The 13,311-nt window shown below is 37.8% G+C and carries 10 protein-coding genes; 1 reads left to right on the top strand and 9 read right to left on the bottom strand.

Features of this window, described 5'->3' with window-relative positions; translation table 11 throughout:
• Window positions 1–1,347, bottom strand: coding sequence for a glutamyl-tRNA reductase (hemA, locus tag ACQ5H4_RS09565; RefSeq protein ID WP_430774719.1), 1,347 nt, complete (start codon window positions 1,345–1,347; stop codon window positions 1–3).
• Window positions 1,348–1,599: 252 nt separating this feature from the next.
• Between hemA and ACQ5H4_RS09560 the strand changes: the two genes are divergently transcribed.
• Window positions 1,600–2,085, top strand: coding sequence for a LiaI-LiaF-like domain-containing protein (locus ACQ5H4_RS09560; protein ID WP_430774718.1), 486 nt, complete (start codon window positions 1,600–1,602; stop codon window positions 2,083–2,085).
• 44 nt (window positions 2,086–2,129) lie between these two features.
• On the opposite strand, the gene yihA is transcribed toward ACQ5H4_RS09560, so the two are convergent.
• The 8 genes from yihA to leuC all read right to left on the bottom strand — a co-directional run bounded on the left by yihA (window position 2,130) and on the right by leuC (window position 13,242).
• Window positions 2,130–2,711, bottom strand: a complete 582-nt coding sequence (gene yihA / locus ACQ5H4_RS09555; RefSeq protein WP_119709293.1) for a ribosome biogenesis GTP-binding protein YihA/YsxC — start codon at window positions 2,709–2,711, stop codon at window positions 2,130–2,132.
• On the bottom strand, window positions 2,708–5,035 hold the full coding sequence (lon, locus tag ACQ5H4_RS09550; protein WP_430774717.1) for an endopeptidase La: 2,328 nt from the start codon (window positions 5,033–5,035) through the stop codon (window positions 2,708–2,710). Before lon ends, yihA begins: the two co-directional genes overlap by 4 nt.
• Before the next feature lie 184 nt (window positions 5,036–5,219).
• On the bottom strand, window positions 5,220–6,887 hold the full coding sequence (lonB, locus tag ACQ5H4_RS09545; protein ID WP_430774716.1) for an ATP-dependent protease LonB: 1,668 nt from the start codon (window positions 6,885–6,887) through the stop codon (window positions 5,220–5,222).
• A gap of 137 nt (window positions 6,888–7,024) precedes the next feature.
• A complete protein-coding gene (gene clpX / locus ACQ5H4_RS09540; RefSeq protein ID WP_430774715.1) occupies window positions 7,025–8,290 on the bottom strand; it encodes an ATP-dependent protease ATP-binding subunit ClpX in 1,266 nt (421 codons plus the stop codon).
• 375 nt (window positions 8,291–8,665) lie between these two features.
• On the bottom strand, window positions 8,666–9,949 hold the full coding sequence (gene tig, locus ACQ5H4_RS09535; RefSeq protein ID WP_430774714.1) for a trigger factor: 1,284 nt from the start codon (window positions 9,947–9,949) through the stop codon (window positions 8,666–8,668).
• Window positions 9,950–10,084: 135 nt separating this feature from the next.
• Window positions 10,085–11,125, bottom strand: a complete 1,041-nt coding sequence (locus tag ACQ5H4_RS09530; RefSeq protein WP_430774713.1) for a tetratricopeptide repeat protein — start codon at window positions 11,123–11,125, stop codon at window positions 10,085–10,087.
• A 97-nt stretch (window positions 11,126–11,222) separates the two neighbouring features.
• Window positions 11,223–11,813, bottom strand: coding sequence for a 3-isopropylmalate dehydratase small subunit (gene leuD / locus ACQ5H4_RS09525; RefSeq protein ID WP_430774712.1), 591 nt, complete (start codon window positions 11,811–11,813; stop codon window positions 11,223–11,225).
• Between the two features lie 16 nt (window positions 11,814–11,829).
• On the bottom strand, window positions 11,830–13,242 hold the full coding sequence (gene leuC / locus ACQ5H4_RS09520; RefSeq protein WP_430774711.1) for a 3-isopropylmalate dehydratase large subunit: 1,413 nt from the start codon (window positions 13,240–13,242) through the stop codon (window positions 11,830–11,832).
• Window positions 13,243–13,311 lie beyond the last annotated feature (69 nt).

The raw sequence follows: 13,311 nt of genomic DNA, 5'->3' as shown, positions 1-13,311 counted from the left end.
TTATGATTGAAAGGAAGGCTGTGGGTTTGTTAGAACCACTCGATTTGGCTCCGCTTCTCTCGGAACTTGTTGCTCTTTTACAAGTTCATCAATGTTAAAGATCTTCACGAACAAATCTAACGCTTGTTCTGAATCTTTTCGAGCCGCTAATTCCTTCGCTTGAAGGATTGGGTCCTTAAGCATTTGATTAATAATACTTTTCGTATGTTTATTTAATACTTTAAATTCACGTTCAGACAGATGAGGAAGCTTTCGTTCTAAGCTTTCCATTGTCCCGGATTGAATCGTAAGTGCTTTTTCACGTAAAGCAGAAATAATAGGGACAACCCCTAGTAAATTTAGCCATTGTTTAAACTCAACGATTTCTGCTTCAATCATCATCATAATTTGTGTAGCAGCACGTTTTCGTTCTTGAAGGTTCGCTTCAACGATTCCTTCCAAATCATCTATATCATATAAGAAGACACTCTCAAGCTCAGCTAATGCTGGGTCCAAGTCACGTGGTACCGCAATATCAACCATGAATAAAGGCTTTCCTTTACGCAGCTTTTCTACTTGAGTCATCATATCTTTTGTAATAACAAATTCTTTTGCACCTGTTGAACTTATTAAAATATCTGCATCAATTAAAGAACACTGAAGCTCTTCTAGTGTTTTAGCTTCACCTTCGAAACGCTCAGCTAAATTCTGAGCCTTTTCATACGTACGATTAATAACAGTTACCTTGCTTGCTCCATTTGCATGTAGATGCTGTATGGCAAGTTCCCCCATCTTACCTGCACCAAGAATTAACACATGCTTTTTATTTAAGGAACCAAAGATTTTCTTGGCTAGTTCAACCGCTGCATAACTTACTGATACCGCATTTGCACCAATATCTGTCTCTGAATGTGCTTTTTTAGCTAAGGTTACTGCTTGCTTGAATAACTGGTTAAATACTGTACCAACTGCTGCATTTTCTTGAGCTAATAAAAAGCTTGTACGAACTTGACCAAGAATTTGTGTCTCGCCTAATACCATTGAGTTCAATCCGCATGTTACACTAAATAAGTGTTCCATTGCACCGTCATGTTCGTATATAAATAAATATGGTGAAAATTCGCTTTGCTCAATCGAAAACCATTCTGAAAGAAATTCTTTTATATAATATCTGCCAGTGTGTAGTTGATCAACAACCGCATAGATTTCTGTTCGGTTACAAGTAGAGACAATTACATTTTCTAACACACTCTTTTTTTCTTTAAGAGCGTTCATTGCTTCCCCTAGTTGTGCAGGGTTAAATGTCAAACGCTCACGAATTTCAACAGGGGCAGTTTTATAATTAAGACCGATCACTAATATATGCATACCGAAATACACCCCCCAGAATATTTGCATGTTTGCTAGTAGTAATTATACCATGTTCCATTTTTGTAGATTAAAATGAAATATGACTATATTTGAATAAAATGTGAACAAAAATTAATCAACTGTGATGCAAATATGCTATTATAATTATTTGGTAAACCTTGCTTGCTCGTCATATTACGACAAGCCTCCATATGTACATTAACAAAAATTAGAATGATTATCAAGTAATCCTTACTGGAAGTGGTGCTAATGAAAAATCAACGAATCTTTCCTGGAATCATCCTTATCGGTTTTGGTGTTTATTTCTTTTTACAACAGGCGAACATCGCTCTTTTCCAACAGTTTTACACATGGCCAACATTGCTGGTAATCGTTGGAGTCTCCTTTCTCTCTCAAGGCTATGGGGCAAAGGATTACGAGGCTATCCTGCCCGGTGTTATCCTTACAGGCTTTGGTCTGCATTTCCATATCATTAACCATCTCCAATTATGGCCAAATCATATTGGAACGTTTATCCTCATTATTGCCCTTGGATTCTTACTACGTTACCAGAAGGTCCGATCGGGACTCTTCCAAGGGATATTATTTCTTATACTTGCGTTATTACTTTTGTTTTACGATAAATTCACCGCATGGCTTGGTATTCTCGAAAACACCGTATCGATTGCTTGGAAGTCTTGGCCGGTAGTGTTGGTGATAATTGGCTTTTACTTACTCTTTATCCGAAAAAAATAACTATCATAAAAAACCGTCAGACATTTTGTTCTGACGGTTTTGCTCTACATATAGCTTTCAATGGTTGCCCACGCTTTATCTTTTCCTTCTCCTGTTTCAGAAGAAAATTGAATGATTGTATCATGTGGGTGTAATTCGAGCTTTTCTTTTGTGATTTTTAAATGCTGTGCTCTTTTTGTTTTAGAAATTTTATCAGCTTTTGTGGCAATTACAATGCATGGAATTTCGTAATGCTTTAAGAAATCATACATCATAATATCATCTGCCGTTGGAGGGTGACGTAAATCAACAATTAATAACACAGCTTTAAGCTGCTCTCTCATCGTTAAATACGTTTCAAGCATTTTCCCCCATGCTTCCCGTTCCTTTTTTGAAACCTTTGCATAGCCGTATCCTGGTACGTCTACAAAATGAAGGACTTCATTAACGATATAAAAGTTCAGTGTTTGTGTTTTACCAGGCTTTGAAGAAATTCGTGCTAACCCTTTCCGGTTGAGCATTTTGTTAATAAATGATGATTTCCCTACATTAGAGCGACCAGCTAAGGCAAATTCAGGAATTGGTTCAACTGGGTACTGATCTGGCTTAACAGCACTAATGACGATTTCAGAGCTTGTTACTTTCATCTAGTGGCACCGCCAGTCAAAGCATGCTCTAAAACTTGGTCAAGATGTGACACGAGAACAAACTGTAATTCTTCACGAACACTTTCAGGAATATCATCGATATCTCTTTCATTATCCTTTGGACAAATAATTTTAGTTAATCCCGCTCGATGAGCACTTAACGATTTCTCCTTTAGGCCCCCAATTGGTAGGACTCGACCACGTAATGTAATTTCACCTGTCATACCTACTTCTTTACGGATGGCACGCCCTGTGAGAGCGGAGACCAATGCCGTTGCCATTGTAATTCCTGCAGAAGGTCCATCCTTCGGAACCGCTCCTTCTGGGACATGGATATGGATATCATTTTTCTCATGAAAGTCTGGATCAATTCCAAGTTCCTCAGCTTTTGAACGAATATAACTAAATGCTGCTTGGGCAGACTCCTTCATCACATCGCCAAGCTTCCCTGTTAGTATGAGCTTCCCTTTTCCGGGAGACAATGATACTTCAATTTGAAGGGTATCTCCACCCACGGTTGTATAAGCAAGACCAGTTGCCACTCCTACTTGATCTTCAAGTTCTGCTTGACCATAGCGGAAGGTTGGCTTTCCTAAAAATTCATCTACATTTTTTTCAGAAACAATGACTTTTTTCTTTTCACCTGAAACGATAATCTTAGCTGTTTTTCTGCAAATGGTCGCTAACTGTCGTTCTAGACTTCTTACACCAGCTTCTCTAGTGTAGTAACGGACGATTTTTTGAATGCCATCTTCTCGAATTTGTAACTGAGTTTTCGTTAGACCATGCTCCTTTGTTTGTTTTGGTAGCAAGTGATCCTTTGCAATATGAATCTTCTCAAGCTCTGTATACCCAGCAATCGTAATAATTTCCATTCGATCTCTAAGCGGACCAGGAATGGTTGCTAAATTATTTGCAGTGGCAATAAACATTACTTTGGATAAGTCATATGTTTCCTCAATATAGTGATCACTGAAGTTGTGATTCTGTTCAGGATCAAGCACCTCAAGCATAGCTGCTGATGGATCACCACGGAAATCACTTGACATCTTATCGATTTCATCGAGTAGGAAGACAGGGTTAATCGTTCCTGCTTTTTTCATTCCTTGAATAATTCTACCAGGCATTGCCCCTACATACGTACGTCTGTGACCTCTAATTTCAGACTCATCTCTTACTCCACCGAGAGAAATTCTCACAAAATTTCTATTCAATGACGTCGCAATCGAACGGGCTAAGCTTGTTTTTCCAACACCCGGAGGACCAGCCAAACAAAGAATAGGCCCTTTCAATGAGTTAGTCATTTGCTGAACAGCTAAGTACTCAAGAACCCTTTCCTTCACTTTCTCGAGACCGTAGTGGTCATTATTTAATACTTTTTCCGCCTTATGAATATCTAGGTCATCTTCCGTTGCCTTCGACCAAGGAATTGCTAAAAGCCATTCGATATAGTTACGGATAACGGCACTTTCTGCAGAGCTCGAAGGAACCTTTTCATATCTTTCTAGCTCCTTCAGGGCTGTTGCTTTTACATGCTCTGGCATCCCAGCTTGTTCGATTTTTTCAGTAAGATCGCTTACTTCTCCTGTCTTACCTTCTTTATCACCTAGCTCTTTTTGAATGGCCTTCATCTGTTCGCGCAAGTAATATTCCTTTTGAGTGCGCTCCATTGATTTTTTTACTCTTTGGCCAATTTTTTTCTCTAGGTTCAATACTTCTTTTTCATTATGAATGATGTCTACGATCTTCTGTATTCTTTCCTTCACATCGATTGTTTCTAGAATCTCCTGCTTTTCCTTTAGTTTTAAAGGAAGATGTGAAGAAATGATGTCAGCCATTCTACCCGGTTCCTCTATATCCGTTACAGTCGAGAAGGTTTCTGCTGAGATTTTCTTAGACATCTTTATGTACTGCTCAAAATAATCAAGCATTGTTCTCATTAATGCTTGTGATTCCGCATCTTTTTCAACTGGATCCTCGTATGTTTTTATTTCAACAGAGTAGTGATCGTCTTCATCAAAAAAAGAAGTAATCTCTGCTCGCTTTAAGCCTTCAACAAGTACTCGTATCGTACCGTTTGGAAGCTTGAGCATTTGCTTGACTTTCGTAAGTGTTCCCATCTTATACAAGTCATCTTCTAGAGGTTCGTCAATCGAAACCTCCTTCTGTGTTGTTAAAAAGATTAAACTGTCATCTACCATTGCCTTCTCGAGAGCTTGAACTGATTTTTCTCTTCCGACATCCAAGTGTAAAACCATAGTCGGATAAACAAGTAAACCTCGAAGTGGCAGGAGGGGGACAATGATTTCTGTCTTTTTCGCCATTACCTTGCACCTCCAAATGCTTTCTTTCCCTCTTTTAATAAAGGAATTCTTTGTACAATTCTATCGTATTTAACCTGTAGTGTCTAATTACAAGCAACAATCATAATGATCATGAAAGCGTTGGCTTCCAACAAAAAACTCCGGCTCCTCAAAACTGCAAACCGAAGTTCTATTGTTCATTCCACTAAATACTCTCTTTTTTCGGTATTTGCATGGATGCTGTGATTACTTCTTCATTTGCGTATTCCTTTAATAGAGCATGTTCGAACACCTCAGACAAATGGCTGACTGGGATGATCTCAATATCTTTAATCTCGTAAAGCATCGATTGGATATTCTCTTTGGGAATAATTACTTTACTAGCTCCAGCCTTTTTCGCAGCTTTTACCTTTGGATATACTCCGCCAATAGGCTTTACATTTCCATGAATACTAATTTCACCCGTCATAGCAACCGTATGGTCAATTGGGTGCTTGTATATAGCTGAGTAAATACCTGTTGCCATCGCAATCCCTGCAGACGGTCCATCAATCGGAACTCCACCTGGAAAGTTGACGTGTATATCAAATTCATCAGCAGGGACTCCCATTGAACGAAGTACAGTTATAACATTCTCAATTGAACCTTTTGCCATACTTTTTCTTCTTATTGATTTTCCTTGCCCACCTATGCTTTCTTCCTCAACTATGCCTGTTATGTTTATGGAACCTTTTTCTTTTGTAGGAATAACCGTTACTTCGATTTCAAGCAATGCTCCAGAGTTTGGTCCGTACACTGCTAGTCCATTTACAAGTCCAATGGTGGAAGAGGACATAATTTTTTGTTCCATTCTTGGTGTTAACTGACTGGATTGAATCACCCACTCAATGTCTTCATCCTTTATAAAATCTCTATCCTCAGTAATTGCAAGACCAGCAGATATTTGGATCATATTTACTGCCTCTCGACCATTTCTAGCATAAGATGCTAGAGTTGCAATTCCTTTTTCACCAATTTTCAACTTAACCTTTTCTGCAGCCTTTTCTGCAATGGAAGAGATTTCTTCCCTACTTAGCTCCCTGAAGAATACCTCCATACATCTAGAGCGAATCGCAGGAGGAATCTCACTTGGTGTTCTCGTTGTAGCACCAATTAAACGAAAATCTGCTGGTAATCCATTCTTAAATATATCATGAATATGCGTTGGTATTTGCGTATTCTCTTCACTATAATACGCACTCTCTAAAAATACTTTGCGATCCTCTAGTACTTTTAAAAGCTTATTCATTTGAATCGAATGAAGTTCTCCAATTTCATCAATGAATAATACACCACCATGCGCATTTGTTACTGCTCCTTGCTTTGGTTGCGGAATTCCAGCTTGTCCCATTGCTCCTGCACCCTGATAAATAGGGTCATGGACAGATCCGATAAGAGGATCAGCAATCCCTCTCTCATCAAACCTAGCTGTCGTTGCATCTAACTCAATAAACACAGAAGAAGATTGGAATGGAGATTTGGCATTTTTCTTTGCTTCCTCTAAAACGAGTCTAGCTGCTGCCGTTTTTCCTACTCCAGGTGGTCCATAAATGATCACATGTTGAGGATTTGGACCACATAGTGCAGCTTTTAACGATTTGATTCCGTCTTCTTGACCAACAATATCATCAAAAGTACTCGGTCTCACACGCTCTGAAAGTGGCTCGGTTAATGAAATGGATCTCATTTTTCTTAATTGGTCCATTTCTTTTTTTGATTCCCTATCAATGGACACCTTTTGTGTCCGTTGACTTCTTAATAAGTTCCAAAAATAGAGTCCGATAACGATGCCAAAAAACAACTGAATAAATAAGGCAATACCCGTCCAACTCATTGCATTCCCTCCTGCACTTTTCGTAGTAGTTATAAGCTAGTATCTCCTTCTGCAGAAGGGAATAAACAAAGATTGACGTATTTTACTTTTGAGAGCAAAAAAAGAACCGTAGTCATTAGCTACGGTTCTAATATATTTTATGCAGATGTTTTACGTTCTTCTTCAAGAATACTACCATCTATAAGGATTAATTTTGGTACACCATTATCAACTACTGTTTCTTTCGTAATGACACACTTGGTAATATCTTCTCTTGAAGGAAGATCAAACATTACGTCAAGCATAATTCCTTCAATGATAGAACGAAGTCCACGAGCACCCGTTTTACGTTCAATAGCTTTTTTCGCGATTTCCTTAAGAGCATCCTCTTCGAAATCTAGCTCTACATCGTCTAGTTCAAGCATCTTTTGATATTGTTTCACAAGAGCATTTTTTGGCTTTGTTAAAATCTCAATTAATGCATCTTCATCTAATGGCGCTAGACTTGCGATAACTGGAAGACGACCAATAAATTCAGGAATTAATCCGAAGCGTAAAAGATCCTCTGGTAATACCTTAGAAAGAAGATCTTTATCTTCTACTTCTTTCTTCTTCACATCTGATCCAAACCCGATTACCTTTTGACCCAAACGTCTTTTAATAATTGGTTCGATACCATCAAATGCTCCACCACAAATAAATAAAATGTTAGTAGTATCAATTTGTATGAACTCTTGATGCGGATGCTTTCTGCCGCCTTGAGGTGGCACACTTGCCACTGTTCCTTCAAGGATTTTTAGTAGAGCTTGCTGAACTCCTTCACCAGAAACATCTCTAGTAATTGATGGATTTTCAGATTTACGAGCAATTTTATCGATTTCATCAATATAGATAATTCCTTTTTCAGCCTTTTCAACATCATAGTCAGCTGCTTGAATAAGTTTTAGCAGGATATTTTCAACATCTTCACCTACGTACCCAGCTTCAGTAAGTGATGTTGCATCAGCAATAGCAAAAGGAACATTTAATATTCTTGCTAATGTCTGGGCAAGAAGCGTTTTCCCGCTACCCGTAGGTCCGATCATAGCTATATTACTTTTCGAAAGCTCAACTTCATCTATTTTGCTGTTAGAATTGATACGCTTGTAATGATTGTAAACAGCAACCGATAAGTTTTTCTTTGCTTGGTCCTGACCGATTACATACTCATCTAAAATATCGCGGATTTCCTTTGGCTTCGGAACATCCTTAAATTCTACTTCCTCTTCTGTTCCAAGTTCTTCCTCCACAATTTCAGTACATAACTCGATACACTCGTCACATATATACACACCTGGACCTGCAACTAGTTTTCGAACTTGGTCTTGTGTTTTACCACAGAAGGAACACTTTAATTGTCCTTTTTCATCATTAAATTTAAACAATTTCTTCACCCCTTGAAAAGCGTCTAAAACACATAAATTGCTGCAGATATAATTGTTTTTATCTTTACTTACAGTATTCTTTATTCAATTGTTATCAATAGTTATGTATTGCATTGTATCACATTTACTAGGTGGACAGGAAATGATAACTCTTGAAAAGGAAAACATTTTCATATCTGCAAAAGTAAATAAATATGTACTAGTTAATCTTAACCATAAATTCTAAAGTTAAATCGGAAGTTTTTACTAAATCTTTAAAAACTTCATTTTCTGTATTTGTTATGTATATGTCATGCTAATAAATTTTATAAGTATGTAAATTGTATAAAACAAGGCACGATTCAATCGCGCCTTGTTCATTTTTTATGATATGATTTAAACCGTTTTGCTGTTTTCTACTAAGAATTCAACAGCTTTTCTAACTTTAAGGTCACCTTTAATTCCATCTACATTTCCTAAAGCAGCTTTAATGTTATCAACAGTCATATTATACATTTCAGCCATTTTATTTAATTCTGCATCTACATCTTCTTCAGAAACTTCAAGATTTTCTGCAGCCGCGATTTTCTCAAGAGTTAGGCTTACACGTACACGCTTTTCGCCTTCTTCTTTCATTTGCTCACGAAGAGCATTTTCATCTTGGCCTGAGAACTGGAAGTATAATTCAAGGTTCATACCTTGCATTTGTAAACGTTGTTCGAACTCTTGCATCATGCGATCAACTTCTGTATCGATCATTACAGCAGGAATGTCAATTTCAGCATTTGCAGCTGCTTTGTCAACAACTGTATCACGTACGTGGTGCTCTGCTTCATGCTTTTTAGAATCTACTAAACGATTCTTAATCTTTTCTTTTAACGCATCAAGTGTTTCAACTTCTTCATCCACATCTTTTGCGAACTCATCATCAAGCTCAGGAAGTTCTTTTCCTTTTACTTCATGGATTGTCACTTTAAACACTGCAGGCTTTCCAGCAAGCTCAGTAGCATGGTATTCTTCTGGGAAAGAAACTTCTACATCTTTTTCTTCTCCAGCAGCTAGACCTACTAATTGCTCTTCGAAACCAGGAATAAATTGTCCTGAACCTAACTCAAGTGAGTAGTTCTCAGCTTTTCCGCCTTCAAAAGCTTCACCATCAACGAAACCTTCAAAGTCCATTACTACTGTATCTCCATTTTCAGCTTTGCCTTCTTCTTTTACTACAAGCTCAGCTTGACGCTCTTGAAGAGTTTTCAACTCGTTAGCAACATCCTCGTCAGTAACTTCAGTTTCAACTTTTTCTACTTCAAGTCCTTTGTACTCACCAAGTTTTACTTCAGGCTTAACTGTAACAGTTGCCTTAAAGATAAAGCTTTTGCCTTTTTCGATTTGTTCTACATCGATTTCAGGACGATCAACTGGATCAATTCCAGATTCTTCAACTGCGTTTGAATATGCTTCTGGAAGAAGAATATCAATTGCATCTTGATATAATGACTCCACACCAAAACGCTTTTCAAACATTGCACGAGGCATTTTCCCTTTACGGAAACCAGGTACATTTACTTTTGTTACTACTTTTTTGAATGCAGCGTCTAATCCTTCATTAACCTTTGCTGCATCTACTTCAACTGTAAGAACCCCTTGGTTCCCTTCTAGTTTTTCAAACTTCACAGACATACGAACTTTCCCTCCAAAATCTATTTACATTTTCATTCGTTACTAATTTAGATGAATATGTAAGCTTGTTTTTAATATACAGTTATTACAACCACTACATTATAACATAGGTTGCATTCGTTTCAACATCCTAGACTAAATAATAGGATAAGAAAATTCTTCAATTTCTTGTATATATCGTAATAATGTTTCAATATCTTGTTCAGATGATTGATAAACATCACACATTTCCTCAATCGAATAGTCCTGTGCGAAAAACATTAAAACTAGCATATGATAAGCAGCAGCAAGTGCTCTCATATCACTCGTAGGGTAATGAAATGGGTACAATATAAAAAGATGACGGTCTATTAAACTAATGGCTTGTTCTAGTAACGTGGGATTCTCTTGTTCAAGTTGTTCCGCTAAAATCTTTGAGACCTCTATTTTTTGTTGATGCTCCCTCAAATCGTAAAGATCCTTAGGGATTACCTCCATTGAGGAGCTTAGCTTAGTTACCGTTACTTGCTCATGATATTGATGTTCTTTAAGAACATGTAAGAGCATTGTTTTAATAAACGGTTGGCCTTCACTAGATAGTAGGTAGTTACGTATTTCCTCTAAAACAGGTTGAATATTTTGATGAGCAAGATTTGCGACTTGTAACAATAGTTCCTTCTCATCCTTAGGGTCGAATAAGTTTAACGATTGGGAAACTACTTGCCTTTGTTCCTTTTCATATTCAGGTTCTATCGACAGTTCTTCTTCTACTGCATCAACCATTCTTCTACTAAAATCCAGCAGTCTTCTAAAATGTTCGTATTTCTCAACTGGAACTTCATGTTCCTCCAATAGCACCTCTAAAGTATGTGCGACACGATTGTATTCTTGTAGCTGAACAAGAACCATTATAAGCATATCAACCGTTTGAAAATACTCTCCAATTCCTATCCTAAGCATTTCTTCTGTATAATCTCTTGCTTTTTCATACGCACCGGACTCATAATAAGCCAGAACTAAAGCAAACCAAATATCACTGTTTTCCGGATCATGTTCTTTTGCTTCTTCAAAATAAGGTAATGCATCTCTAAATTGCTTTTTTTGAATAAAGTCTAACCCTTTTTCGAAAAGCCTCTTTTCTAAATTGGGGAAAAACACTACGTTTCCGTCCTTACGAGCCCGTTCCCTTTTTTTCATCTACCATTCCCCTTATTCTTAACCTGAGGTAAGTTTAGCAGAATCTTTTATAAAAACAAAATAATAAATGGCCACAGCTAGTGCTGTGGCCATTTATTTACTTTGTTAACAATGCTCGGTTCTTTTCGTAGGTATCAATTTGCTCGTCAAGTTGAAGGGTAATTTCAATTTCATCCCAGCCATTGATTAGCATCTTTTTCCAATAAGAAGAAACCTCGAAAGACTCTGAAAGACCTTCAGCATCACTTATTGTTTGGTTTTCTAAATCAATTTTTAATTTATAGTTCGGGTTTTTCCCTTTTTCTAATAACACCTTCACTTTTTCTTCCTCTAATGCAATAGGAAGCATACCGTTTTTCAGGCAGTTTTGGTGGAAGATATCTGCAAATGATGGTGCAATAACTACTTTAAAGCCATAATCTAGTAGGGCCCATGGAGCATGCTCTCTTGATGACCCACATCCAAAGTTCTCATTCGCAATTAGAATGGAAGCATTTTTCTTTGACGGGTGATTTAATTCAAACTCAGGATTATCGGAGCCATCACTGTTATATCTCCAGTCGAAAAATAAATATTTTCCAAATCCTGTTTTCTCAATTCTTTTTAAAAATTGCTTTGGGATAATTTGATCTGTATCTACATGAGCACGATCTAGTGCTACGGCTTCGCCTTCAAAAATAGTAAACATTATTTTTCCTCCCCCCTTATCGTACTTCTGCAGGAGTTAATTTTCTGATATCAACAAAATGGCCGTGTAACGCAGCTGCTGCTGCCATTGCCGGACTAACAAGGTGAGTTCGAGCTCCTGCCCCTTGTCTACCTTCAAAGTTACGATTAGAAGTAGATGCGCAGTGCTCTCCAGGAGGAACAACATCATCGTTCATGCTCAAGCACATACTACAACCAGATTCTCTCCACTCAAATCCTGCCTCAATAAAGATTTGATGTAATCCTTCCTCTTCCGCTCTCTGCTTAACCCCTTGAGATCCTGGAACGACTAGTGCACGTACACTCGGATGTACCTTTTGTCCTTTAACAACCTCTGCTGCCTTACGTATATCTTCAATTCTTGAGTTTGTACAAGATCCAATAAAGACATGCTGAATTTTAATTTCTTCAATCTTTTGCCCTTGATTTAGTCCCATATAATGTAATGCTCTTTCAAGCGAACTCTTCTCAATTTCTGTCTCGTAATCTGCAACTGTTGGAATAGATTCTTCTATTTTAGCTGTCATTGCTGGATTAGTCCCCCAGCTAACCATTGGTGAAATATCAGAACCATCTATTACAATTTCTCGATCATACTTTGCATCCTTATCAGATGTAAAAGCACTCCAATGCTCTACGTATCTATCAAACTCTTCTTTTGATGGAGCGAATTTTCTCCCCTTTAGATAAGAAAATGTCGTTTCATCTGGAGCTACTAACCCTGCTCTAGCTCCCCCTTCAATTGACATATTACAAATGGTCATTCTTTCTTCCATTGAGAGACTTTCAATTACTTCTCCACAATACTCAATAACGTATCCTGTACCAAACTGAACTCCATATTTTGAAAGGACATAAAGAATAACATCTTTCGCTGTAACTCCGCTTGAAAGTTTCCCGTTAATTTCTAACCTTAAAGTTTTCGGCTTGGATTGCCAAAGAGTTTGTGTGGCAAGGACATGCTCCACCTCGCTTGTACCAATTCCGAATGCTAATGCACCAAACGCTCCATGTGTGGAGGTATGACTATCTCCACACACAATTGTCATCCCTGGCTGAGTCAACCCTAGTTCTGGACCGATAACATGGACAATCCCTTGGTCAGGGCTATCTAAATCAGCTAAAGGAACACCAAACTCATGACAATTTTTTTCAAGTGTCGTCATTTGATTCTTTGCCACCGCATCGTTGATTTGCTTTCTATTTACAGTTGGCACATTGTGATCCATCGTAGCAAACGTTCGATCCGGACGACGAACCTTTCTATTTTTCATTCTTAGTCCTGAAAATGCTTGTGGAGAAGTAACTTCATGAACTAAATGTAAATCAATGTATAGTAAATCTGGTTTCCCTTCTTCTTTTTGTACAACATGGTAATCCCAAATCTTTTCAATTATTGATTTTCCCATCATTTTACCTCCTTTTTAAAAGAGACACGGCGCGATAGGCCGTGTCGTTTAGATATTAGTTGTTAGCCA

The sequence above is a fragment of the Bacillus coreaensis genome (genome assembly GCF_050586445.1).
Classification (GTDB): domain Bacteria; phylum Bacillota; class Bacilli; order Bacillales; family Cytobacillaceae; genus Robertmurraya_A; species Robertmurraya_A coreaensis.
This window is presented reverse-complemented; position numbering and strand designations above follow the sequence as displayed.

Excerpts from the sequence above, each read along its gene's own strand:
- hemA (WP_430774719.1), bottom strand. The coding sequence starts at position 1,347 with ATGCATATATTAGTGATCGGTCTTAATTATAAAACTGCCCCTGTTGAA.
- ACQ5H4_RS09560 (WP_430774718.1), top strand. The coding sequence starts at position 1,600 with ATGAAAAATCAACGAATCTTTCCTGGAATCATCCTTATCGGTTTTGGT.
- yihA (WP_119709293.1), bottom strand. The coding sequence starts at position 2,711 with ATGAAAGTAACAAGCTCTGAAATCGTCATTAGTGCTGTTAAGCCAGAT.
- lon (WP_430774717.1), bottom strand. The coding sequence starts at position 5,035 with ATGGCGAAAAAGACAGAAATCATTGTCCCCCTCCTGCCACTTCGAGGT.
- lonB (WP_430774716.1), bottom strand. The coding sequence starts at position 6,887 with ATGAGTTGGACGGGTATTGCCTTATTTATTCAGTTGTTTTTTGGCATC.
- tig (WP_430774714.1), bottom strand. The coding sequence starts at position 9,949 with ATGTCTGTGAAGTTTGAAAAACTAGAAGGGAACCAAGGGGTTCTTACA.
- ACQ5H4_RS09530 (WP_430774713.1), bottom strand. The coding sequence starts at position 11,125 with ATGAAAAAAAGGGAACGGGCTCGTAAGGACGGAAACGTAGTGTTTTTC.
- leuD (WP_430774712.1), bottom strand. The coding sequence starts at position 11,813 with ATGTTTACTATTTTTGAAGGCGAAGCCGTAGCACTAGATCGTGCTCAT.
- leuC (WP_430774711.1), bottom strand. The coding sequence starts at position 13,242 with ATGGGAAAATCAATAATTGAAAAGATTTGGGATTACCATGTTGTACAA.